19 protein-coding genes are annotated in these 23,784 nt (G+C 71.7%); 9 read left to right on the forward strand and 10 right to left on the reverse strand.

The features are described 5' to 3' along the window. Nucleotides 1-14: 14 nt before the first annotated feature. The 4 genes from NR792_RS35615 (at nt 15) to NR792_RS35630 (ending at nt 4,785) form a co-directional block, all read left to right on the forward strand. The gene (locus tag NR792_RS35615; RefSeq protein WP_375757160.1) at nt 15-1,154 is read left to right on the forward strand and encodes a glycosyltransferase; all 1,140 of its coding nucleotides are present in this window, start codon (nt 15-17) and stop codon (nt 1,152-1,154) included. After that, the gene (locus NR792_RS35620) at nt 1,151-2,260 is read left to right on the forward strand and encodes a glycosyltransferase (protein WP_375757161.1); all 1,110 of its coding nucleotides are present in this window, start codon (nt 1,151-1,153) and stop codon (nt 2,258-2,260) included. Before NR792_RS35615 ends, NR792_RS35620 begins: the two co-directional genes overlap by 4 nt. Continuing rightward, on the forward strand, nt 2,260-3,345 hold the full coding sequence (locus NR792_RS35625) for a glycosyltransferase (RefSeq protein ID WP_375757162.1): 1,086 nt from the start codon (nt 2,260-2,262) through the stop codon (nt 3,343-3,345). Before NR792_RS35620 ends, NR792_RS35625 begins: the two co-directional genes overlap by 1 nt. Nucleotides 3,346-3,522: 177 nt before the next feature. Continuing rightward, nucleotides 3,523-4,785, forward strand: a complete 1,263-nt coding sequence (locus NR792_RS35630; protein ID WP_375757163.1) for a saccharopine dehydrogenase family protein — start codon at nt 3,523-3,525, stop codon at nt 4,783-4,785. Between the two features lie 17 nt (nt 4,786-4,802). Here NR792_RS35630 and NR792_RS35635 read toward each other — a convergent pair whose 3' ends face one another. Next, a complete protein-coding gene (locus tag NR792_RS35635; RefSeq protein ID WP_375757164.1) occupies nt 4,803-5,918 on the reverse strand; it encodes a bifunctional methionine sulfoxide reductase B/A protein in 1,116 nt (371 codons plus the stop codon). Nucleotides 5,919-6,147: 229 nt separating this feature from the next. Here NR792_RS35635 and NR792_RS35640 point away from each other — a divergent pair, with 229 nt between their 5' ends. After that, on the forward strand, nt 6,148-6,444 hold the full coding sequence (locus NR792_RS35640; protein ID WP_375757165.1) for a hypothetical protein: 297 nt from the start codon (nt 6,148-6,150) through the stop codon (nt 6,442-6,444). A gap of 19 nt (nt 6,445-6,463) precedes the next feature. Here NR792_RS35640 and NR792_RS35645 read toward each other — a convergent pair whose 3' ends face one another. Continuing rightward, a complete protein-coding gene (locus NR792_RS35645) occupies nt 6,464-7,969 on the reverse strand; it encodes an FG-GAP-like repeat-containing protein (protein WP_375757166.1) in 1,506 nt (501 codons plus the stop codon). Nucleotides 7,970-8,166: 197 nt separating this feature from the next. On the opposite strand from NR792_RS35645, the gene NR792_RS35650 reads away from it, so the two are divergent. Together NR792_RS35650 and NR792_RS35655 are read left to right on the forward strand one after the other, a co-directional pair. After that, nucleotides 8,167-9,009, forward strand: a complete 843-nt coding sequence (locus NR792_RS35650; protein WP_375757167.1) for a class I SAM-dependent methyltransferase — start codon at nt 8,167-8,169, stop codon at nt 9,007-9,009. A gap of 44 nt (nt 9,010-9,053) precedes the next feature. After that, complete coding sequence (locus NR792_RS35655) at nt 9,054-9,338, forward strand: hypothetical protein (RefSeq protein WP_375757168.1); 285 nt, start codon at nt 9,054-9,056, stop codon at nt 9,336-9,338. A 155-nt stretch (nt 9,339-9,493) separates the two neighbouring features. Here NR792_RS35655 and NR792_RS35660 read toward each other — a convergent pair whose 3' ends face one another. The 7 genes from NR792_RS35660 to NR792_RS35690 form a co-directional block, all read right to left on the reverse strand. Then, entirely contained in the window at nt 9,494-11,032 is a 1,539-nt protein-coding gene (locus NR792_RS35660) for a hypothetical protein (protein WP_375757169.1), read from the reverse strand. 12 nt (nt 11,033-11,044) lie between these two features. Then, complete coding sequence (locus tag NR792_RS35665) at nt 11,045-11,704, reverse strand: hypothetical protein (RefSeq protein ID WP_375757170.1); 660 nt, start codon at nt 11,702-11,704, stop codon at nt 11,045-11,047. Beyond that, nucleotides 11,694-13,121 carry a hypothetical protein gene (locus NR792_RS35670; RefSeq protein WP_375757171.1) on the reverse strand — a complete coding sequence of 476 codons (1,428 nt, stop codon included), beginning with the start codon at nt 13,119-13,121 and terminating at the stop codon, nt 11,694-11,696. Before NR792_RS35670 ends, NR792_RS35665 begins: the two co-directional genes overlap by 11 nt. 83 nt (nt 13,122-13,204) lie before the next feature. After that, nucleotides 13,205-14,344 carry an AAA family ATPase gene (locus NR792_RS35675; protein WP_375757172.1) on the reverse strand — a complete coding sequence of 380 codons (1,140 nt, stop codon included), beginning with the start codon at nt 14,342-14,344 and terminating at the stop codon, nt 13,205-13,207. 74 nt (nt 14,345-14,418) lie between these two features. Continuing rightward, nucleotides 14,419-15,273: a family 16 glycosylhydrolase gene (locus NR792_RS35680; protein WP_375757173.1), complete on the reverse strand. Its 855-nt coding sequence runs from the start codon at nt 15,271-15,273 to the stop codon at nt 14,419-14,421. A 24-nt stretch (nt 15,274-15,297) separates the two neighbouring features. Continuing rightward, nucleotides 15,298-16,044, reverse strand: a complete 747-nt coding sequence (locus NR792_RS35685) for a Type 1 glutamine amidotransferase-like domain-containing protein (RefSeq protein WP_375757174.1) — start codon at nt 16,042-16,044, stop codon at nt 15,298-15,300. A 10-nt stretch (nt 16,045-16,054) separates the two neighbouring features. Continuing rightward, nucleotides 16,055-17,371, reverse strand: a complete 1,317-nt coding sequence (locus NR792_RS35690) for a family 16 glycosylhydrolase (RefSeq protein WP_375757175.1) — start codon at nt 17,369-17,371, stop codon at nt 16,055-16,057. Between the two features lie 89 nt (nt 17,372-17,460). On the opposite strand from NR792_RS35690, the gene NR792_RS35695 reads away from it, so the two are divergent. Together NR792_RS35695 and NR792_RS35700 are read left to right on the forward strand one after the other, a co-directional pair. Beyond that, nucleotides 17,461-20,034 (forward strand): LamG domain-containing protein, encoded by a 2,574-nt coding sequence (locus tag NR792_RS35695; RefSeq protein WP_375757176.1) that lies wholly within the window; start codon nt 17,461-17,463, stop codon nt 20,032-20,034. A 98-nt stretch (nt 20,035-20,132) separates the two neighbouring features. Beyond that, entirely contained in the window at nt 20,133-22,394 is a 2,262-nt protein-coding gene (locus NR792_RS35700) for an RCC1 domain-containing protein (RefSeq protein WP_375757177.1), read from the forward strand. A 63-nt stretch (nt 22,395-22,457) separates the two neighbouring features. Here the strand turns inward: NR792_RS35700 and NR792_RS35705 are convergent, their stop codons facing one another. Beyond that, a complete protein-coding gene (locus tag NR792_RS35705; protein ID WP_375757178.1) occupies nt 22,458-23,693 on the reverse strand; it encodes an acetyl-CoA C-acetyltransferase in 1,236 nt (411 codons plus the stop codon). Nucleotides 23,694-23,784: the final 91 nt, after the last annotated feature.

The raw sequence follows: 23,784 nt of genomic DNA on the forward strand, positions 1-23,784 counted from the left end.
AGCCTGCCCAACCCATGCGTGTCATCCTCTTCTGCCATTCCCTGCTGTCGGACTGGAACCACGGCAATGCCCACTTCCTGCGAGGCGTCGTGACGGAGCTGGCCCTGCGCGGCCACTCCGTGCGCGTGCTCGAAGCCGAGGACGCGTGGAGCCTCCAGCGCCTCCTGGAGGAGCCCCACGGCACGGCCGTGCTCAACGAGGTCCGCGCGTTCTACCCGCGCGTGCGCCCGGAGCGTTACGCGCCCGCCGCGCTGGACCTGGAGGCCGTGCTGGACGGCGCGGACCTGGTGCTGGTCCACGAATGGACCCCGCCGGAGCTGGTGCGCCGCATCGGGGAGCACCGCCGCGACGGCGGCCGCTTCCGCCTCCTCTTCCACGACACCCACCACCGCGGCGTGAGCGCCCCCGAACAGCTGGCCCGCTACGACCTGTCCCAGTACGACGGCGTGCTCGCCTTTGGCGACGTGCTCCGGGACCTCTATCTGGAGCAGGGCTGGGCGAAGCGCGCGTGGACCTGGCACGAGGCCGCCGACGTGCGCGTCTTCCATCCGCACCCGCGCAACCGCGAGGTGCGGGACCTGGTCTGGATTGGCAACTGGGGCGACGACGAGCGCACGAAGGAGCTGCACGAGTTCCTCCTGGAGCCGGTGCACACGCTGGGGCTGACGGCGCGGGTGCACGGCGTGCGCTACCCGGCCCCCGCCCTGCGCGCCCTCTTCGACGCCGGCATCGAGTACGCCGGCTGGCTGCCCAACCACCGCGTGCCCCTGGCCTTCTCCCAGGCGCGCGTCACCGTGCACGTGCCCCGGCGGCCCTACGCCACCGCGCTGCGGGGCATCCCCACCATCCGCCCCTTCGAGGCGCTCGCGTGCGGCATCCCGCTGGTGTCCGCCCCCTGGGAGGACACGGACGGGCTCTTCACCCCGGGCCAGGACTTCCTCGTCGCCCGGGACGGGGCCGAGATGCGGCGCCACCTGTCCGCGCTCGTCGCGGACGCGGAGATGCGGCACGCCTTCGCGGAGGCCGGCCTGCGCACGGTCCTGTCCCGGCACACCTGCGCGCACCGCGTGGACGAACTGCTGGGCATCTGTCAGGCGCTGGGGATGCCCGGCGACGTCCTCCAACCGTTGTCCTCCGAAAGGGTCTTCGCATGAGCCGCGGCCTGCGCATCGCCTTCTTTGGTTCGAGCCTGGTGTCCGCCTACTGGAACGGCGCGGCCACCTACTACCGGGGCCTCATCCGCGCCCTGCACGCGCGCGGCCACCGCGTCACCTTCTACGAGCCGGACGCCTACGGCCGGCAGGAGCACCGCGACCTCCAGGACCCGGACTGGGCCCGCGTCGTCGTCTACGCGAACGACCGGGGCTCGCTGGACGCGTGCCTGGATGACGCCTTCGGCGTGGACGTGGTGGTGAAGGCCAGCGGCGTGGGCACCTTCGACGCGTACCTGGAGGCGCAGGTGCTGGAGCTGCGCCGCTCCGGCACCCAGGTGGTCTTCTGGGACGTGGACGCGCCCGCGACGCTGGAGCGCGTGGCGAAGGACGCCAACGACCTCTTCCGCCCGCTCATCCCGCGCTACGACCACATCCTCACGTACGGCGGCGGCGCGCCGGTGGTGAACGCGTACCGCGAGCTGGGCGCGAAGCGGTGCGTGCCCATCTACAACGCCCTGGACCCCGACACGCACCACCCCGTGGCTCCCGACCCGCGCTTCGCCGGGGACCTGGCCTTCCTGGGCAACCGGCTGCCGGACCGCGAGGCGCGCGTGGAGGCCTTCTTCCTCAAGGCCGCGGAGGCGCTGCCCCGCTCGCGCATGCTCCTGGGCGGCAGCGGCTGGGAGGCCCGCGTCCTGCCGGCCAACGTCGTGCGCCTGGGCCACGTCTACACGCAGGACCACAACGCGCTGAACTGCTCGGCGCGCGCGGTGCTCAACATCCACCGCGACAGCATGGCGCGCTTCGGCTTCTCACCGGCGACGCGCGTCTTCGAGGCCGCGGGCGCGGGCGCCTGCCTCATCACCGACGCCTTCGAGGGCGTGGAGCAGTTCCTGGAGCCCGGCCGCGAGGTGCTGGTGGCCCACTCCGGAGAGGAGGTCGCCGAGCACGTGCAGCGCCTCACCCCACAGGACGCGAAGCGCATCGGACAGGCCGCGCTGCGGCGCGTGCTCGCCGAGCACACGTACTCGCACCGCGCGGTGGAGGTGGAGGCGGAGCTGGGCTACCGGGCCCCGGCTCCGGCGACACAGGGAGGCCAGGCGTGATGGCACCCCAGCACATGCACATCGTCATCCTGGGGCTGTCCATCACCTCCAGCTGGGGCAACGGCCACGCCACCACCTACCGGGCGCTGGTGCGCGAGCTGGTGCGGCGCGGGCACGACGTGCTCTTCCTGGAGCGGGACGTGCCCTGGTACGCCGCGCACCGCGACCCCAGCGGCACCTGGGCCGGGCGCACGGAGCTGTACGCCAGCCTGGACGACCTGCGCGAGCGCTTCGCCTCCGAGGTCCGCAAGGCCGACCTCGTGGTGGTGGGCTCCTACGTGCCGCAGGGCGTGGACGTGGGCGCGTGGGTGCAGGGCACCGCGAAGGGCGTCACGGCCTTCTACGACATCGACACGCCGGTGACGCTGGCGAAGCTTGCGCGCGGGGACTTCGAGTACCTCGCGCCCCACCTGGTGCCCGGCTACCAGCTCTACCTGTCCTTCACCGGCGGGCCCACGCTCCAGCGCATCGAAGAGGAGCTGGGCTCGCCCGCGGCCCGGCCGCTGTACTGCAGCTGTGACCCGGAGCTGTATGGCCCGTGCGCGGGGAAGCCGCGCTGGGACCTGGGGTACCTGGGCACGTACAGCGACGACCGGCAGCCGGTGCTGGAGCGGCTGATGCTGGACGCGGCGCGCGGCTGGCCGGAGGGCCGCTTCGTCGTGGCCGGGCCCCAGTACCCCGAGGGCGTGGTGTGGCCGCCCAACGTGGAGCGCGTGCAGCACTTGCCGCCGCCGGAGCACTCGGCCTTCTACACCGCCCAGCGCTTCACGCTGAACGTCACCCGCGCGGACATGGTGCGCGCCGGGTACTCGCCGAGCGTGCGGCTGTTCGAGGCGGCCGCCTGCGGCGTGCCCATCATCAGCGACGCGTGGGAGGGGCTGGACACCTTCTTCACGCCGGGCGTCGAGATCCTGGTGTCGCACGACGCGCGGGAGACGCTGCGCTACCTGCGCGAGCTGCCGGAGTCCGAGCGTCAGGCGGTGGCGCTGCGGGCCCGGGCGCGGGTCCTCGCCGAGCACACGGCGGAGCACCGCGCCCGGACGCTGGAGGCGTATGCGCGGGAGGCCGCGTCCGGGCGGGGTTGAAACCCGGCGCGGCGGGGCGCATCGATGGAGGCGCATGGCCTCCCCTCCGCCTCCCAAGCCCTGCGCCGTCTGCGGCCGCGCGCGGGATTCCCTGGGGTGTGGCGCCCTGCACAGGGCGTTCACGGGCGGTGGAATCGCGCTTGCGCGCACATGGAGGCTCCGGCTACGCGCCGCCCCATGGCCCACGACACGAAGCCCGCATTCGACATCCTCCTGTGGGGCGCCACGGGATTCACCGGCCGCCTGGTGGCGGAGTACCTGGCGCGCACGCAGGACACCCACCGCGCGAAGTGGGCCATCGCCGGGCGCGACGAGGCGAAGCTGGACCAGGTCCGCTCGGAGCTGGTGAAGGTGCGGCCGGAGTTCGCGGACCTGCCGGTGGTGCTCGCGGACGCGAAGGACGCGGCCTCGCTGGACGCGATGGTGGCGCGCACGCGCGTCATCATCTCCACCGTGGGGCCCTACGCCCGCTACGGCAACGAGCTGGTCGCCGCGTGCGTCCGCGCCGGCACGGACTACTGCGACCTGACGGGCGAGGTGCAGTGGATGCGCAAGACCATCGACGCCCACGACGCGCGGGCGCGCGAGACGGGCGCCCGCATCGTGCACACCTGCGGCTTCGACTCCATCCCCTCCGACCTGGGCACGCTCATGCTCCAGGACTACATGCGCGAGAAGCACGGCGGCCACTGCGACCAGGTGCGCTTCCACCTGACGCGCATGCGCGGCGGCTTCAGCGGCGGCACCATCGCGAGCATGATGGACACGCTGGCGGCGGTGAAGGCGGACCCGTCCCTCAAGAAGGTGCTCACCAGCGCCCACGCGCTGGACCCCGAGCCCTCCCGTGGCTCCAAGGAGGAGCGCGACCTGGCCACGGTGAAGAAGAGCCCGGACACGGGCACGTGGACCGCGCCCTTCGTGATGGCCACCGTGAACACGCGCGTCGTGCGGCGCTCCAACGCGCTCTTGGGCTACCCGTGGGGCCGCGACTTCTTCTACTCGGAGGTGTCTGACTTCGGCCCCGGGCCCAAGGGCCTGGCGCTGGCGGCGGCCACCACCGCGGGGCTGGGCGGCTTCATGGCCCTGTCCAACGTGGACCCCGTGCGGGAGCTCCTGGAGAAGCACGTGCTGCCCGCGCCGGGCCAGGGCCCGTCCGCCACCGTGCGCGAGCGCGGCCTCTTCGAGGTGCGGCTGTTGGGCGAGGGCCAGTCGCCCAAGAGCGGCCAGCGCGTGAAGGTGGAGGGCAAGGTCGCGGCGAAGGGCGACCCGGGCTACGCGGCGACGGCGCGCATGCTCGCGGAGTCCGCGCTGTGCCTCGCCTTCGACTCCATCCCCAAGCGGGGCGGCGTCCTCACCCCCGCGTCCGCCATGGGCATGGTGCTGGTGCAGCGCCTGCGCCAGGCGGGCATGACCTTCGAGGCGCACGACCGCGCCGCGTGAGGGCGCGGCCGGGCGTTTCAGTCGCGCAGGTAGTGGCAGGTGTAGCCGCCGGGGTTCTTCACCAGGTAGTCCTGGTGGTAGCCCTCGGCGGGCACCCACTCCCCGGCGGCGGTGATTTGCGTGACGACGGGGCGGGACCACTTGCCGGACCTGTCCACGCGCGCCTTCACCGCCTCCGCCGTCTTTCGCTGCGAGTCCGACAGGTAGAAGATGGCGGAGCGGTACTGCGTGCCCACGTCGTTGCCCTGGCGGTTGAGCGTCGTCGGGTCGTGCATGCGGAAGAACCACTGCTCCAGCAGCGCCTCGTACGTCAGCAGCTTCGGGTTGAAGACGACGCGCACCGCCTCCGCGTGCCCCGTCTCCCCGGTGTGCACGTCCTCGTAGGTGGCGCCCTTCTTCGAGCCGCCCGTGTAGCCGACCTCCGTCTCGATGACGCCGGGAATCTTCCGGAGGATGTCCTCCATGCCCCAGAAGCACCCACCGGCCAGGTACGCCGTCTCGCGCGCGGCCTCCGTGGGGGCCGCGCGGCCGAAGGATGGCAGCCACGCGCCATAGCCCTTCGCGGCCAGCTCGTTCACGGGGATGAAGCGCAGCGACGCGGAGTTGATGCAGTAGCGCAGGCCCGTGGGCTCCGGCCCGTCCTCGAAGACGTGGCCCAGGTGCGAGTCCCCGTCCTTCGAGCGCACCTCCACGCGCTCCATGCCCAGGCTGCCGTCGCGCTTCTCCACCACGTGGGCCTTGTCCAGGGGGCGGGTGAAGCTGGGCCAGCCGGTGCCGGACTCGAACTTGTCGCGCGAGGAGAACAGGGGCTCGCCGCTGACCACGTCGACGTAGAGCCCTTCCTCGTGGTTGTTCCAGTACGCGTTGCGGAAGGGCGGCTCGGTGCCCTCGTGCTGCGTCACCTGGTAGGCCAGGGGGGACAGGGTGCGCTTCAGCTCCGCGTCGGACGGCTTCGTGTACTTGCGGCCGTCCTGCACCGGGGCGGACGCGGTGGCCGCGGCCTTCGTCCCGGGCGGGGCGCCGCGCGCCTCGGTGCAGGCGCTCAGCGCGGCGGCCAGCACCAGCGCGGCGGGCCACAGCCGGCGTGCCACCGACAGCCGGGTGGGGGAAGACACTGCTCGGGCGGACGACATGGGACGCGAAGCCTCCGGGCGCCTTCGAAAAAGGGCGCACTCCCCTGGTACGCGGGACCCCCGGGGACGGTTTCAGCGGACATTGAACACCGGCCGGCCGGGCAGGCCATCCCGAGGCTTCCCGGGGGGCCGGGCAGTGGCCGGCGGGGGGGCGGAGGCGTTACGTTCCCCGGGGACCGGGAGGGTGCCGATGAGCCGGGGACGCGGGCCGAAAGGTCCAATCGGACGGGTGACGGGCATCTCGCGCGCGGAAGGCGCCAGCGTCATCCTCCGCATCCGGGCCCTCCAGGGCGTGGAGGGCGCCGCGCCGGTGACGGACCGGAACACGCCCCGGCGCTCCTTCGCGGAGGTGATGGAGCGCCACGCGCAGGGGCTCAACACCGCCGAGCCCCTGCCGTTTCCCGTGGCCCCCAAGCCCCTGCCGCCGCCCGTGCGCGGCTACGAGGACCAGGAGCTGATGACCGCGGAGCCCGCCCCCGACACCTTCGTCGGGCTCATGTGGTCCAAGCTGAAGCGCTCCCGCTGAAGCGGTCTGCTTCAGGACCTCACCACCACGTCGCCGCGAGCCCACCCAGGGACACGTAGTCCTGGCTCGCGACGTCATTGGCGGACTGGAGGTCCGCGGGGACGCTGTGCGTCCGCGTGGCGGTGATCCGGTAGGACAGCCCCAGGCTGGAGCGCGGCAGGGGCGCGCTGAAGCGCAGGCGGGCGGTGTCCCCCACGGCCAGCGGACCCACTTCACACTGGAGCGAGCCGGTGGCCACGTGGCAGTCGCTGGTGGTGGCCAGGAGGCCCGGGGGCAGCGCCACGGTGATGACGGCCCGGGTGAGCGGATCCGGCCCGTGCTGGGTGACGGTGAGCGTGTAGTCGAGTCGCGGCGAGGACACGCCCCGCCTCGGGACGGCGCTGAGGGCCACGCCCACGTCCGCGGAGGCGGCGGCCCGCAGCACGGACACGTCGTTGCCCCGGGCGTTGGCCGTGACGACGTCCGGCTTCAGGTCGCCGTCGAGCAGCCCCACCGCGACCGCCGCGGGCCCCGCGCCGGTGGGGAGCAGCGTGTCCGTGCCGAAGGCGCCGTGGCCCTGGCCGGGCAGCAGCGACACGGTGTTCTCGGAGAAGTTCGCGGTGACCAGGTCCAGCGTCCCGTCGCCGTTGAAGTCGCCGGGCGCGACGAAGTACGGCCCGCCCCGCACGGGGAAGTCCGAGCGCGAAGGGAACGTGCCGGTGCCATCTCCGTGCAGCACGGACACGCTCCGGCCCCGGAAGTTGGCGGTGACCAGGTCCTGCTTCCCGTCGCCGTTCACGTCCACCACCGCGACCGAGTAGGGCGCGTTGCCCGTGGTGAAGTCCGCGCGAGGCCGGAACGTCCCGTCGCCGTTGCCCAGCAGCACCGACACCGTGTCCACGAAGTTCGCGGTGACGAGGTCCGCCTTGCCGTCGTGGTTGACGTCCCCCACCGTCACCGCGAACGGATTGGTGCCGGTGTGCACGTCCCGGCGGGGCGCGAACTTCCCGGCCCCCCGGTTCAGCAGCACCGACACGGAGTCGTCCAGCTCGTTCGACGTCACGACGTCCAGGCGGCCATCACCGTCGAAGTCGCCCACGTCCACGGACGTGGGCTCCGCGCCCACGGGATGCTCGGTCCGCGCGCCGAACGTCCCATCGCCACGGCCCAGGAGCACGGACACCGTGCCCGCGGAGTGGCTGGTGACCACGTCCAGGTGGCCATCCGCGTCGAAGTCCCCCACCGCCACGGCGCTGGGCCGCGCGCCGGTGGGCTGCTCCCCGCCGGGCGCGAGCGTCCCGTCACCAAGGCTCCACAGCACGGACACGGTGCCCGCGGCGTGGTTGGCGGTGACGACGTCCAGGTGCCCGTCCGCGTCGAAGTCCCCCAGCGCCACGGCGCGCGGCTCCTTCCCCGTGGGCGATGCGCGGGGTGCGTCCAGCAGCGGCCGGGACTCGGTGCCCGCCATGCGCGGCAGGGCCATGGCCATCAGCCCCGCCACGCTGAACACCAGCACGCCCGCATGGGCCATTCGTGGGTGTCGCATGTCCTTCCCCCTCTCCAGGCCTTGAACCGGCAAGGCCGTGGTAACGCGGTTTCCATGACATCCCCGCGTGGTGAGAAAGAAGTAAGAAGGCGCGACGCGCGGCGCCATGCGCCTCCGGGGAGGGTGGGTGACGGGCGGCGGACAGGGGAATGACCCCGGAGGGACGGGTTGCGCACGGGGTAGGCTGAACCGTCTCCATGTCCCTTCCGTCCGGAACCCTGCCTTCCTCCCGCCAGCCGTTGGTGGTCACCACGTCGGACCGGGTGGACGCACAGCTCGCACAGCGTGCGCGGAGCGCGGCGGAGGCGGTGGGCGTGCCGTATGTGGAGCGCCACCACAAGCTGCCCCTGAAGAAGCTGCTCACCGACACGGCGGACGCGCTCGTCGTCTTCGAATCCACGGCGGTGTCGCTGGTGGACGCGGAAGGCACGCTGCGCTTCTCACCGGGGCTCGCGCACCTGCGCGTGAAGCAGCTGGACGCGGGCGTGACGGAGGACCAGCTCCTGCGCGTCGCGGGCCTGCGCGAAGGGGAGCGCGTGCTGGACTGCACCCTGGGGCTGGGCGCGGACGCGCAGGTGGCGGCGCGGCTGGTGGGGCCCACGGGCCACGTCACCGCGCTGGAGAAGAGCCCGGCGCTCTACCTGCTGGTGCACCACGGGCTCGCCGGACTGCCGCGCCACCCGGCCTCCTCGGCGGTGGACGTGGTGCACGCGGACGCGGCGGCGTACCTGCGCACGCTGCCGGACGGCGCGTTCGACGTGGTGCTCTTTGATCCAATGTTCGAGCGCGAGCGCAAGTCCTCCGCCGCGTTCGAAGCGCTGCGCCGCCACGCGGACTACGCGCCACTGACGCGCGAGACGGTGGAGGAGGCCCGGCGCGTGGCACGCAGGGCGGTGGTGCTGAAGGGGTCACGCTACTCACAGGACTTCAAGAAGCTGGGCATCACCCCGGAGCCCGCCCGGCCCAACGCCACGGTGTTGTGGGCTCGACTCCCGGGCTCGGGCAACCCTGGGAATCCTGGCGAGCCAGGGAGTGCTTGATAGCGTCCCGGATTGCCGTGAAGCACGACAACCGGGAGCGACACATGAAGACGCTGAAGCGGGGCTTGTTGCTGGTGACCTGTCTGCTGGGGACCGTGGGCTGTGGCGTGGAGGCCCCCGAGGAGGGCGCGCCCGTGACGGAGGACACGCAGGAGGTGTCCGCGCAGGCCGGCTGCATCCCCGGCCAGACGCGCACCATCAAGGTGGGGTGTTGCACGCCCACCCTGGAGCGCCGGCAGAACCAGATCTGCACCAACTCGGCGGGTTCCTGGAGCAACTCCGGGTCCAGCTACTGCGGCGGCTCGACCCTGAACTGCTACGGCGGCTGAGCAGGCCGCCAGGGTCGGCTCGGGCGGGAGGCCCCCTCCGGGGACGAAGTGCCGGAACCTGTCCGACAGTCGGACAGGTTTGGAGTGCCGGAACCTGTCCGACAGTCGGACAGGTTTGGCGAAAGCGGGCCCGGAGGCGCCGGGCCGGGGTGGCTTCAGACCCGCTTGAAGGCGCTCGCGTCCGGCAGGCCGCTGCCGCCCAGGTCCGCGCCCATGGCGGTGAGGACGCCGGAGAAGATGTCCGGCTCGTTGGACGTGACCTTCCCCGGCTGCGGCGCGCCGGTGCGCGCGTCGAAGCCGTAGGTGAGGGTGGTGTTCGGGTCCACGCCGCCCAGGACGGTGTTGCCCTTCACCATGGGGGACATGAGCAGGAAGCCGTTGTTGAGGTCGTGGCCTGAACCGAACTCCGTGGCGCCTGAGGGGCGTGGGCGTGTGCGGCCGAACTCCGTGGCCACGTAGATGAGCGTGCGGTCCCACATGGACTCGCCGGAGGTCGCGTCGAACGGCTCCGCCTTGAGCAGGGTGATCAGCGAGTCCACGGTGTTCAGGATGCGCGCCCACATGAAGGCCTGGCCGCCCCGGTGGTCGTTGTGGCTGATGTCGAACGCGAGCGGCGGGTTCGCGATGCCGTTGGGCCCGCCCACCGCGACGTTGAAGTCCGGCCCCAGCGTCACCGACACGGACACCCGGTACTTCAGCAGCAGGAACGCGAGCGCCGCCTGCCCCTGCACGGGGTCGGTGAAGAAGCCGGGGAACACCTCTCGCAGCCGCGCTCCGTCCGGTGAGCTTTCCAGCCCGTACTTCTCCAGGGGGATCTGCGGCAGGTTCGGCAGGACGTTGAGCTTCGTGATGAGGTCCAGCGCCTCCAGCCTCGGCTGCTGCACGCCGCGTTGTTCGCTCCAGCGCTTCAGGGCGGCGCTGTCCTGGAAGGTGCGGCCGAAGATGGACTTCTGATCCAACGCGTCCCGCGTGCTCCGCGCCAGCGCGATGACGTCCTTCGACGGCGCCCCGGCGATGCCTCGCGAGCCGTCCAGTCCCAGGGGCCACAGGGACGGGTTGACCACGGCCTCGCCGAAGCAGGACAGGGGCAGGCTGTCGTCGGTGCCGCGCTCGGCGTAGCCGCCGGTGCCCATGTTGACGTTGGGCAGCGGCATGCCGCCTCCCCACTGGAGCGCGACGGCCTCCTGGAGCGTGCGTCCCCGCCATGCGCCGTTGCCGGTGAGCGAGCGCTTCTGCGCGATGCCGTGGTTCACGGACGTGCCCACGGACGTGGCCACCAGCATCTCGTTCGCGTGCTTCTTCACGAACGCCAGCTGGTCGGTGTTGACCGGGATGTTGATGCTGCCCAGGCGCGTGTTGCTGTACTTCACCGCGCGGAAGGGGCTGCCCGCCACGGCCTGCACCTGCGCGTCCGGGAAGGTGTTGAGCCCGGCGGCGTTGGCGGACTCGGACTGGCGCACCGCGAGGAAGCTGTCCACGATGGACGCGCCCCCCGCCGCCCCGATGACGATGAGGAACTTCGGCTTGCCGTCGAGCGCGTCGCGCCCGCGGCCGAGCTTCTCCAGGGACTCGGGCGTCTGGAGTGATTCCCGGCAGCCGGAGAGGAAGGGGGAGAGGGTGGTGCCCGCGGCGCAGAGCGACAGCGCCCGCAGCATCTCCCGTCGCGACAGCCGGCCGGTGGTCTTGAGGGTCATGGACGGGGTTCCTCAGTAGAAGACGGCTTCGGCGGAGGAGAAGACGGCGAGACACGCGGCCTGCATCCACGCGACGCCCGGCGTGGCCGTGCCGGTGGCCTGCACGTCGGCGGACAGGCGCACCAGCGTGTCGCGCTCGGACTGGGTCGGGTCGCGCAGCCACGCGCGGCGCACCAGGGACGTCACCGCCGTGGCCACGGCGGGGCTCGCGGCGTCCGCCAGCCTGCCGTCCGAGGTGAGGGCCACGTCCTTGAACACCACCGCGGACGCGGGCGTGTTCACGTCCAGCGCGATGCGCGCGTTGCAGGCGGAGAGCACGGTGCGCTCCACGGCGATGGGCGTGGTGGCGCCCGTGACGGCGGGCGTCTCGTAGACGCTGTGCTCGTAGGGGTCCACGCCACCCAGCGCCACGCCGTGCACGCCCTGGCAGGGGTACTGGCCCAGCTCGTTGCACACGGAGGTGGAGGGCAGCTCCAGCGCCTGGGCCAGGTCCAACGACAGCCGCTCGGGGCCCTTGAAGCGCAGGTTGCCCTTCTGGGACTTCGCGACGCCGCCATCCCATTCCGGCGTCACGCCGGGGTTCGCGCCCGGTCCCAGGTCCACGGCGGTGGGGGGCTTGTCGGAGCAGCCGGTGAGGAGCAGACAGGTCAACAGCAGGCGTTCAGGGCGCACCGTAGGCCTCCGTGCGGATGAGGTCGTGAAGCATCTTCTGCACGCGGTACGCGTGCGTGGTGCGGAAGGCCTGCCAGGTACGGACGAACTCCTCGTGCTCCTCCGGCAGGGGCGCGTGGCCGACGAGCAGCTTCCAGTAGTCGGTGACGGTGGAGATGGCGAAGGCGTCGCTGTTGGCGGCCACCTGCGCCCACTCCGTGAGGTTGTTCACGGGCTGGCCCAGGATGACGCCCTGCTCAGGCGTGTTCTTCAGGGTGGCCACTTCGTTGGGGAACAGCAGCTCCAGGCGGTTGGGGACGTAGCGGTTGGGCAGCCCGCCCAGGCCGTTGTAGTTGCGGTACGGATACGCCAGCGGATCCAACGTCGCGTGGCACGCGGCGCACTGGGGCGCCTGGACGCCCTTGGCGTCATGGTCGCGCGGTTCGTTGGGGACGCTGTGCAGGCCCTCCTGCTTCGCGATGTCCAGGCCCAGGTACGCGCGGTACATCTGCGAGGCGGCGTTGCGCGGCAGCGCGGTGAACATGACGAACGAGGTGAGCGTCCACGCGCTCGTCATGTTGCCGGCGCGGCGCGAGGCCTCTACGAACTGCGAGGAGAGCGTGTTGGCGGTGGTGTACGCGGTGGGGCTCGTGCCCGAGCGCTTCACGTAGAACCGGGCGGTGAGCACGTCGCGTGCGTCGTGGTCATCCGTCTGGGACCAGGTGAAGAGGGCGTAGTCGTCGTAGTAGTCCGCGAGGGGAATCTGCCCCGCGTCCTCGCCGGACTTGAGGGAGCCGATGGGCCTTATCTTCGGGTGGGCGACCTTCCAGAGCTGCCCGTGCTTGCCGCGCCAGAAGTCGGACTGGAGGCAGCGGTCCAGCTCCTGGTCGATGAAGGCGCGCTGCTTCTCCTCGCTGCCCAGCTCCAGGAAGCTGGCCACCTGGACGTAGGTGGGGGACCTGCCGCAGAAGTCGCTGAGCATGCGGCGGTACACGAAGCGCGGGTCGTACCGGCAGACCTTGAACTGGGGGTTCTCCCCGCCGCCGCAGACGCCGCTGGGCGGGACGCTGGAGGCGTCGCCGGGGAGCGAGCCCTGCTCGACCTCGAAGAGGTTGGGAGCGCCGTCGCCGTCGGTGTCCGCGTTGGCGATGGCGCGCAGCGCGGCGGGCAGGGCGGCCGCGAAGTCCGCGTCGGTGAGGGGGCGCGGCCTGCTCGGGGCGAGGTGCGGCTCCAGCGCTGCGCCGTAGCCGTTCCGCTGGGGCGGGGCCACGTGGCAGTAGGTGCAGGCGGGCTGGGTGCCCTGGCACGCGGGCGCGGTGGGGTACTCCGCGCAGAAGGCGCTGGGGCCGGTGGGCAGGGCCACGGCCGGGGTCGCGAACCCGAGCAGCAGCAGCCCGGGCAGCAGCCATCGGCTCGGGGGTGGGGGAGGCAGGGGCACGCGGGCTCCGGGAACGGGTGCTCTGTACGGACACACCAACCCGGAAAATCAGAAAGGGTTTCAGCTTTTCGTCAGCGCCTGGCTCACCAGGGGCGCCGTTCAATGAGGTGGCGGGCCCGGGCAGAGGGGGCAAGGAACGACACGGGCGCACCCGCGACGCGCTCCAGTTCCTCCAGGTGATGACGGGCCGCGTCGGTGAGCTGGTCGAAGCGCCGTGCGGCCCAGTTGGTCGCGGCCAGGTCGCCCGAGAGCACGAGCGCCAGGTCCGTGGGGCCGTTGAGGGAGGCCACCTCGCGCAGCCCCACCCAGTCGAACGTGGGCCCTTCGGAGCGGCACACCATGACGATGCGCCGCAACCGGCCCGGTGCGATGCCCGTCGCCGCGAGGCAGACGCTCGCCACCATCCCGGCGCTCTCGATAAGCACGCGATGTCCCCGGGCGAAGGCGTCCTCCAGTTCCTCGCGCAAGGGCACCGGGTCCGGCTCTCCCATCCGGAGGAGCACGTCGTAGTGAGGGGCGAGCTGCGCCGTGAGGGGACGCGTGTCCACGTCGCCGTTGGGGCCCGGGAGGATGAGGTCCACGAGCCGTTCGCCGGTCCGGCCGTAGAGTCCGAGCCGGCTGGCCACCCGCACGAGCACCGCCTCGGGCGGAACCCTCGCCGTGTCCACGACGAGCTCCGCCAGCGAGGCGAGCGCGTGCACCGCGCGCTCGGAGGGATGTGCCCAGGCCGCCTCGAAGCGGTCCTGCCCGTCATCCTGAGGTGCCGCGCACGAAGGCTTGTCGACGGGAGCCCTCGTCGTGTCCTCGTGCCTGGCGCGTGAACGCTGCTGCGCGAAGCGCAGGGCCTGCTCCGGCTCCGGCACTTCCAGGTGGACGTGCACGACGCGGAGCCCCGGGCTTGCGCGCAGGCCGTCCAGTTGTGCCTCGCTGCTCGCGGCGTCCACGATGAGCAGCCGGGGCGCCCTGCTCACGCGGTGGGATGCCTCCAGGTCTTGCCCATGCAGGGCCGTGAGCACTCCCTCCGCCAGCCAGCGCCCCCCCGTCTCCCGGTCCAGCGTGAGGGTCAACTCCTGGCTCGAGCGCCGGGAGCCGCTACCCCCCTGCTTCCGCAGGAAGCCCTCCGATGGGAGATGCCGCGCGCCGAACCGCCGCGCGAGCCCTTGCGCGAGGGTGGTCTTCCCCGCGCCGATGGGCCCCGACACCACCACCACCGTGACCGCCATGCCGTGTTCCTCCCGAGAAGGAACACCCTAGGAAGGCTGTCGCGGTGCGGACCATCCCCCGTTGGAGGGAGGCGTCAGCGCCTTTCGGAGACGCGCACCCAGTCCACTTCCATCGTCTGGGGGCCCTGGCGCAGCAGGTCCGCGGTGGCCTGCGGCACGCCGAAGTACGGCTCCTTCGCCTTGTTGACGCCCTCCGGGTAGCCGCCGCCCACCGCGAAGTTGAGGATGATGAAGAGGGGCTTGTCGTAGGCCCACGCGCCGTGGCGCTCCACCTCCGCGCGCGTCGTGGTCTTCACGCGCTCGCCGTCGATGTACCAGTGGATGGCCTCCGGCGACGTCTCCACGCGGTACTCGTGCCAGTCGCTCACCGGCGTGCGCGGGTAGAAGCGGCCGTTGATGGGCGTGTTGCCGCTGTAGCCCGGCCCATGCAACGCGACGGACACCCAGTCGCCATAGCCGACGTTCTCCATGATGTCGAGCTCCCCACACGCGGGCCATCCCGTCGTGTGGATGTCATGGCCCAGCATCCAGAACGCCGGCCAGAGCCCCACGCCCACCGGCAGCTTGATGCGCGCCTCGACGCGGCCGTGCTTGAACTCCCGCTTGCCCGCGCTCTCCACCCGGCCCGACGTGAACGGATAGCCGTTGGCCGTCTGCATCCGCGCCGTGAGCTTCAACGTGCCGCCGCTCACCGACACGTTGTCCGGTGACGTCGTGTACTGCTGCTGCTCGTTGTTCACGTGCACGTCGGTGTTGAGGATCCAGTTGCCCGGGTCCACCTGCGTGCCGTTGAACTCGTCCGCCCACACCTGGACCCAGCCGTCCTCCTGGCGGGCCACGCCCTCCGCGTGCTTCGGCGTCCCCGCGCACGCCGTCAGCCCCGCCACCAGCGCCCACGCCGCCGCCGTCCTGCCGGTTCTCATCGCCATCGTCGTTCCTTGAAAGGGAGTCCTCTACTGGAGCGTCCGCCGGTCCACCGGCGCTTCGGGGGGCTCGCCCCGGTACGGCGTGGCCGGAGGCAGCAGCAGCGATTCGTGCAGCCGGTCCTCCACGTCCACCGTCACGTCCACCACCGGCTGCCGCACGGGCTCCACGCTGCCGTCCGCGTGCAGCAGCACGCCGCCGCCCCGAGGAATGCCCAGCCCGCGCGTGGGCAGCCCCATCCGCCGGACGGCGAGCTTGAGGCCCGGCCACTCGGACGGCTCGTGCACGCCGATGAGGTAGGGCACCAGGCCCAGCGTCGGGAAGGGCTCGCCCTCGCCGGGCAGGTCGTCGCACCACGCGCCCAGCCCCAGGTGCATGGCCCCGGCGGACACGCCCATCAGCACGGCGCCGGCCTGGTGCCGCTCGCGCAGGAGGGCGTCCACGCCGTGCGCCTGGAACGCGTCCCAGCCCACGCGCGGGTCGCCGCCCGCGAGGAGGATGACGTCGGCCTCCTTCAGCCACGCCAGGTCCTCGGGGGAGGGCGCGGCCGGGATGCTCCGGCACCGCGTGAGGCCGATGCCCTCCATGGCCGCGACGAAGAGGTCGTAGAACTCCGGCAGGCCGCCGTTGGACGCGCCCAGGTAGGCGGCCTTCACCGGCGGCACGCGCAGCTCCGCGCCGGTGAGCACGCGCACGTAGTCCAGGAAGGGGCGCCCCTCCACGCGCCAGAACAGCGGAGCGCTGTCAGCCAGCAGGAGGAGGGGCGGGAGCGTCATGCCGGAAAGCCTACCGCCACTGGTAGGCGCGCACCCAGTCCACTTCCATCGTCTGCGGCGCGTTGCGCACCAGGTCCACCGTGGACTGCGGCACGCCGTAGTACGGCGTCGAGGCGCCGTTCACACCGAAGGGATAGCCGCCGCCCACCGCGAGGTTGAGGATGATGAACATGGGCTTGTCGTAGGCCCACGCGCCGTAGCGCAGCACCTCCGCGCGCGTCGTGGTCTTCACCAGCGCCCCGTCGATGTACCACTTGATGTCCGAGGACGAGTACTCCGTGCGGTACACGTGCCAGTTGCTCACGCTGGACGACGGATAGAAGCGGCCGTTGATGGGCGTGTTGCCGGAGTAGCCCGGGCCGTGCAGCGCCCCGGACGTCCAGTCGCCGTAACCGACGTTCTCCATGATGTCGAGCTCGCCGCACGCCGGCCAGCCCACGGAATTGATGTCATTGCCCAGGAGCCAGAACGCCGGCCACAGGCCCGCGCCCACCGGCATCTTGATGCGCGCCTCGATGCGGCCGTGGCTGAACTCCCGCTTGCCCGCGCTCTCCAGCCGGCCGGAGGTGAACGGGTAGCCGTTGTTCCACTGCAGGCGCGCGGTGAGCTTCAGCGTGCCGTTGCTCACGGAGATGTTCTCCCCGGAGTTCGTGTACTGCTGCTGCTCGTTGTTCACGTGCACGGACGTGTTGGGCGTCCAGTTGGCCGTGTTGACGCTGTTGCCGTCGAACTCGTCGCTCCAGATCTGCACCCAGCGGTCCTCGCCCCCGCCCACGACGCCGAAGGAGAAGGACTCCCAGCAGCCGGCCGTGGCGCGGTTGGCGTACAGCGGCGCGCTGGCGCCCAGGTTCGAGTCCGCGGACACGAACTGGCCCGTGCTCTTCGCCTTGAGGCCCACGGTGCCGTCGGGGAAGGGCACCCAGGTGAAGCGCTCCCAGTCCCCCACCGCCGTGCGGAAGCCCGTCACCTGCCCGCCCGCGTTCGGATCCGCGGACACGTACAGGCCCGTCTCCAGCACGCGCAGCGAGATGAAGTCATTGCCCGCGTCACCCACCTGGAACTGCTCCCACCCCTGCGCGCTGTCGCGGTTGGCCACCAGCGGCGCGGTGGCCCCCAGGTTCTTGTCCGCCGACACGAACTTCTGCGTCGTGCATGCCTTCAGCCACACCGTCTGACCCAGCGGCGCCGCCGTGGCGGACTGCTCGCGCTCCGCCACCACCGGCGTCGTCAGTGTCGCGTCCTGAGCCGGAGCGGGGGCCTCTCCACACGCCGTCAATCCCAGTACCGCCGCCAGCGTCCACAGCGTCTTTCCGGCGCTCGCCGCCATCGTCATCCTCGAAGGTGTGCCCGGCTCCGACAGGGAGCGGGGACCCGGCCGGTTGGGCCGGGCATGGAAATGAGGTTAACCTAATTTCCATGAAAAACTCACTTATCTGGAGTCTGGCCGTGCTGCTCGCGGGCGTGCCCGGGGCGGTGCTCGCGGAGGGCCGACCGTCGCTGGTGAACACCCGCATCCCGACGCCCTTCGGGGCGAACGGGCACTCGTCGACGGTGGACGGGCGCATCTTCGTGGGCAACATCCGCGAGGACCACGCGACGACGACCACGACGTGGGTCGCCCGCGTGTTCCGTCCGGAGGCGGTGACGTATGACGCCGCCGGCAAGCCGTCGTTCGCGGCGGCCTTCTCCGCGGGCAGGACGGTGGCCGTCCAGAACGGGGAGAACGCGCTGGCGTTCTGCTTCCCCAACCCCGCGCAGCCCTACGTGCTGTCGGGCGGCGTCGCGGTGTACCAGCCGTTCATCTTCGACTCGAGGATGTTCAACGGGGACAACGTCTTCCGGCGGCGCACGTCGGACCTCCGGGTGTCCCAGCCGTTCACGACGGGGGCGGACATTGCCGCCTTCAGCACCGGCGCGCTGGAGACGCTGCGCACCGTCACCGGCGCCACGCTTCGCGGCATCGAGCCGACGATGACGTCCGACGGCCGGCTGCTCATCTACCAGGGCGCGCCCGCGAACACCGGCGGCATCGACCACATGATGTACGCGTACAACCCCACGCCGTGCGCGGCGACGGGCTGGAGCAACCCGCGCCCGCTGTCGATGATGTTCAACGACCCGGACGCGGGCGTGAAGCGCTACCCGCTCGCGTGGAAGCGGCTGAAGGCCGCGACGGGCGAGGACTTCGGCGATACGGCGTCCGGCCCGCTGGTGCGCGGCGCCTACGCGTGGGTGGACCACGAGGGCCGCAACCTCCTCTACATCGCCGTCACGTACACGGACGGCGCGCGGCGCGAGGCGGTGAGCCTGGTGGGCGCGGACACGAACTGGACCGCGTACCACATCGACGGGGCCCTCAACACGGACCGCATGGACATGGCGCACCTCTTCTATTCGGGGCCCATGTGGAACTTCGAGCAGGAGCGTCTGCCATCGCAGAACTTCCCGCCCGGCCAGAGCAACGCGGCGCACTACCTGCCCGTCACCAAGACGCACGACGTGCTGGCCCTCTTCGGCAGCAACACGGCCGACTACAACGAGGTGGACCTGGGCGAGCTGATGGACCCCTTCCACCTGCTCTTCCTGCCCATGAACGAGCTCGTCACGCGCGCGGGCGCCTATGACCTGACGCGCACGCCGGACCTGTCCGGCCGCTTCTTCACCGGCACGCTGGTGGGGAGCGCCTCCATCTCCCCGGGCAACGCGTTGACGCGCTCGTCGCCGGACTCGCTGTGGCAGCCGCACGGCAAGGGCAAGGCGCTGGTGGTGCCCGGCGGCGGCGCGCTCGCGGTGAACCTGGTGGACCCCTCCGGCACGGTGCCCGGCGTGGGCGCGGCCGTGCGCGCGCTGTCCGTGGAGCTCGCGGTGCGGCCGGACGCGGACATCCAGCAGGGCTGCACCACCGGCAATCCCTATCGCTACCTGATGCAGAAGGCGGGCGGGCTGGACCTCATCTACGAAGCCAGCAACCAGCCGCAGTTCTCCCTGGTCGTCAACGGCCAGCGCGTGCGGCTGGGCGGCGGCCCGGTGCTGCCCGTGGGGCAGTGGAGCCACCTGGCCTATACGTGGGACGGCACCACCGGCGTCTTCAACGAATACCTCAACGGCGTGCCCACGAACCGCGCGCTGCCCGTGGCGCCGGGGACGGCGCGGCTGGGCACGGGGACGCTCTACCTCGGCGCGGGCTCGAACCTGGACACGCAGCGCTGCCCGGCCAATGGCGAGGGCTCGTTCCGGGGCGCCATCGACGAGGTGCGCATCTTCACGCACGCGCGCTCCAACCGGAGCATCTGCATGACCGCGCACGGCGCCAACTGCCGCGAGGAGGCCATCCAGCACACGCCCTCCGCGGGCCAGTTCGTGATGAGCGCCCAGGCGCCCGCGTGCAATGGCACCAGCGCCCTGAACTCCGCCGCGTGCCTGTCCGCGATGCACCGCGTCTGCGCGCAGCGGGGCGCGGGCGACGCGCTGGCGAACACCACCAACACCTGGGACACCCTCCAGCAGCTCATCAGCAACCGTCCGCCCATCTCGCTGGCGGGCGTGCCGGTGACGTCCACTGCCACGGACCTGACCGTGGCCTGCGCGCCCATCCAGCACGAGAGCGTGGCGGTGACGTTCGAGGAGCTGTCGCGCATCCACGCGGGCTGCACCGACGAGCGCGGCGTGACGAGCACCCACTGCACCGCCGCGGCGCACCGCTTCTGCAACCGCCAGGGCTGGACGACGGGACAGGTGTTCGAGGTGACGTCCCGGCCCTGGGTGGGCTGCTTCAACTCCGGGCTCCAGACGGACGTGGAGAGGTCCGTCCTGGGGCCGGTGTCCAACACGGGCGACTACACCGCCCCGGGCTCCCGCCTGGAGGTGAGCCAGTGGTGCCGCACGCGGGGCTACGGGGCCGGCGTCGTCCAGGAGCTTCCCGGCGCCACCAAGGCCCACGTGCACTGCTTCCAGCCGGCGGTGACAGCGGCGTGGAAGTACCTGCCGTAAGGCATTGGGGGACGTGACAAACCCTTGCGTTTGGAATGGGACGGGCTTCCCTGTTATGGCGAGCCTGTCTGATTTCAATTCCTTGCAGGGGGAGTGGCATGTCGACCGTGCGCGGTGGCAGTCGCAACCGTTTCATCCTGGGTCTGGTGTTGTGTCTGGGTTGGCTGTCGGGCTGCGCGGGACCGGTGGCTCCAGCCGAGGAGGCCTCGGACCCGGGCGTGGCGCGGGCCGCCGTGACGGCGCCCACGTGGACGGTGGTGCGGGCCGGGCGGCTCCACTCGCTGGGGCTCCAGGCGGACGGCACGGTGTGGGCCTGGGGGTACAACAAGTATGGCCAGCTGGGGAACAACACCACCACGGACCGCATGGTGCCCGTGAAGGTGACGGGGCTCACCGGCGTGGTGGTGGACATCGCCGCGGGCAATGAGCACTCGCTCGCGGTGAAGGCGGACGGCACGGTGTGGGCCTGGGGGCTCAACGACCAGGGGCAGCTGGGGGACAACACCACCACCCAGCGCCTCAAGCCGGTGAAGGTGTCGGGGCTGACGGACGTGAAGGCGGTGGCCGCCGGCCAGCTGTATTCGCTGGCGCTGAAGAAGGACGGCACGGTGTGGGCCTGGGGTGAGAACTCCAACGGCAAGCTGGGGGACGGCACCCGGTTCCGCAAGCTCAAGCCGGTGCAGGTGCCGGGCCTGACGGAGGTGGCGGGGCTGGCCGCGGGGTACACCCACTCGCTGGCCTTCAAGACGGACGGCACCGTCTGGGGCTGGGGCTCCAACAGCAGCGGCCAGCTGGGCGACGGGACGACCCACTATGAGCGGCTGACGCCGGTCCAGACGTCGGGCCTCACGGACGTGGTGGCGCTGTCCGCGCGCAGCGTCAACTCCTTCGCGCTCAAGTCGGACGGCACGGTCTGGGCGTGGGGGTTGAACCACGGAGGCGAGCTGGGGGATGGCACCACCGTCCACCGGCTGACCCCCGTGCAGTTGCCCGTCTTCACGAACGCCGTGGCGCTGGGAACGGGCGCGGGCGCGAAGCTGGTGGCCACCGCGGACGGCACGGTCTGGAGCTGGGGCCACAACAGCCAGGGCGAGCTGGGCGACGGCACCACCACGACCCACATGACGCCCGCGCCGGTGCTGGCGCTCACCGGGGCCGTGTCCCTGTCCAGCGGGCAGGAGCATGCGCTCGCGGTGAAGGAGAACGGCTCGCTGTGGGCGTGGGGCGGCAACCTCACGGGGCAGCTGGGAGATGGCTTCCCGGAGCAGTACGTGAGCAGGACCGCTTCGCTCTTCACCGGAGCGAAGAGCGTGGCGGCGGGGGACTTCTTCTCCGTGGGTGTGAAGACGGATGGCACGGTGTGGACCTGGGGCAGAAACGAGCAGGGCCAGCTGGGCGACGGCACGACGCTGGACCACTGGGCTCCCGCGCAGGTGCCGGGGCTGGACTCCGTGGCGGCCGTCGCCGCGCGGGACTCGTACGCGCTGGCCTTGAAGACGGACGGAACGGTGTGGGCCTGGGGCGACAACGCGAGCGGGCAGCTGGGCGACGGCACGACGGTGTCGCGCGCTTCCCCCGCCCTGGTGCCGGGGCTGACGGACGTCACCGCGCTGGCCGCGGGCGGCGACTTCGTGCTGGCGCTCAAGGCGGACGGCACGGTGTGGGCGTGGGGGAACAATGATTCGGGGACGCTGGGGGATGGCACCACCACGAGCAGCGCGACGGCCCAGGCCGTTCCCGGCCTCACGGACGTGAAGGCCGTGGCGGCGGGGGGCAACTTCGCGGTGGCGCTCAAGACGGATGGCACCGGGTGGACCTGGGGCAGCAACTCCTATGGGCAGCTGGGCGACGGCACGAGCTCGTATTGGCCGCCCCGGACCTCGCCGGGCGTGGTGCCCGGGCTCGCGGACGTCTCTTCCGTGGCCTCCGGTGATTCCCACACGGTGGTGCTGAAGACGGATGGCACCGTGTGGGCGTGGGGCGACAACTACCGGGGGCAGCTGGGGGACGGCAGTCGCAGCGCCGGCCATTCGCCGGTCCAGGCCCTGGGCTTCACGGGCGGCACGGCGGTCGCGGCGGGGAACTCGCACACGCTGGCGCTCCAGTCGGACGGCACCGTGTGGGCGTGGGGCTACAACGGCAACGGCCAGCTGGGAGACGGCTTCCGTGATGATCAGCTCGCGCCCGTGCAGGTCCCCAACATCATCGACGCGACGGCCCTCGCGGCGGGCGGCTACCACTCGCTCGCGCGGCGTGGCTCGGGCGGGCTGTGGGCCTGGGGCGACAACGGCGAAGGACAGCTGGGCACCGGTAATGCCGGCTACCGCATGGTGCCCTACCAGGTGACGCCCACGCCCTGAGCCGCAAGGCGCCGGAGGACCCCGCTGAAGTGAATCCGGCGGTGTCCTCCGGAGGCAGTGGCCCTACACGCGCTCGATGATGGTGGCGATGCCCTGGCCGCCGCCGATGCACATGGTGATGAGCGCCGTCCCCTTGCCCGTGCGCTCCAGCTCGTCCAGCGCGGTGCCCAGGAGCATCGCGCCGGTGGCGCCCAGCGGGTGGCCCAGCGCGATGGAGCCGCCGTTGACGTTCACCCGCTCCGGGTCGATGTCCAGCGCGCGCGTCGTCTGGAGGACCACGGCGGCGAACGCCTCGTTGATCTCCCACAGGTCGATGTCGCGGGCCTTCATGCCGGCCATGCGCAGGGCCTTCTCGCTCGCGGGCGCGGGGGCGGTGAGCATGATGAGCGGCTCGGTGCCCACCGTCGCCATGGCGCGGATGCGGGCGCGGGGCTTGAGCCCCTGGGTCTTCACGTACCGCTCCGACGCCAGCGCCACCACGGCCGCCCCGTCCACGATGCCGCTGGAGTTGCCCGCGGTGTGCACGTGCTGGATGCGCTTCGCCTGCGGGTACGCGGCCAGCGCGATGCCGTCCAGCGTCTCCCCGTTGGGGCCCACGGCCGTCTCGCCCATGGCGACGAACGCGGGCTTGAGCGCGGTCAGGCCCTGCGCGGTGGTGTCCGGGCGCGGATACTCGTCGCGCTCCAGCAGCACGGCGCCGGTGGCCGGGTCCTTCACCGCGAAGAGCGACTTTGAGAAGCGGTTCTCCTCGATGGCGAGGGCCGCCTGCCGCTGCGAGCGCAGGGCCCACGCGTCCACGTCCTCGCGGGTGATGCCCTCCAGCGTCGCGATGAGGTCCGCGCTGATGCCCTGGGGCACCTGGTAGACGCGCTCGCGCAGCCGCACGTTGCCGCCGTCCTGGCCGCCGCCGTCCGCGCCCAGCGACAGGTGCGACATGCTCTCCACGCCGCCCGTCACCACGAAGTCCATGGCGCCGGAGGCCACGCCCATGGCGCCGAAGTTCACGGCCTGGAGCCCGGAGCCGCAGAAGCGGTTGAGCGACACGGCGGACACGTCCTGCGGCCACCCCGCCGCCAGGACGGCGTTGCGCGCGATGTTCGCGCCCTGCTCGTTCACCTGCGACACGCACCCCGCGATGACGTCACCCACCTCGCGCGCGTCCCAGCCGCCGCGCCGCTGGAGCGCGTTGAGCGCCTGCGCGAGCAGTTCCTGCGGGTGCAGCCCCGTCAGGGCTCCCTTGCCCATCTTCCCGCGTCCACGCGGGGTCCGGACGGCGTCGACGATGTAGCTGGCGGTCATGTGCGGCTCTTTTGATTTCGACCGTAATATTACCTCCGTAATTTTGAAGTCAAGGCGAGCTGGGGTGGGACCGCGCGACGGGCCCGGTGCC

This window comes from Corallococcus exercitus (assembly GCF_042231735.1).
Taxonomy (GTDB): Bacteria; Myxococcota; Myxococcia; order Myxococcales; family Myxococcaceae; genus Corallococcus; species Corallococcus exercitus_B.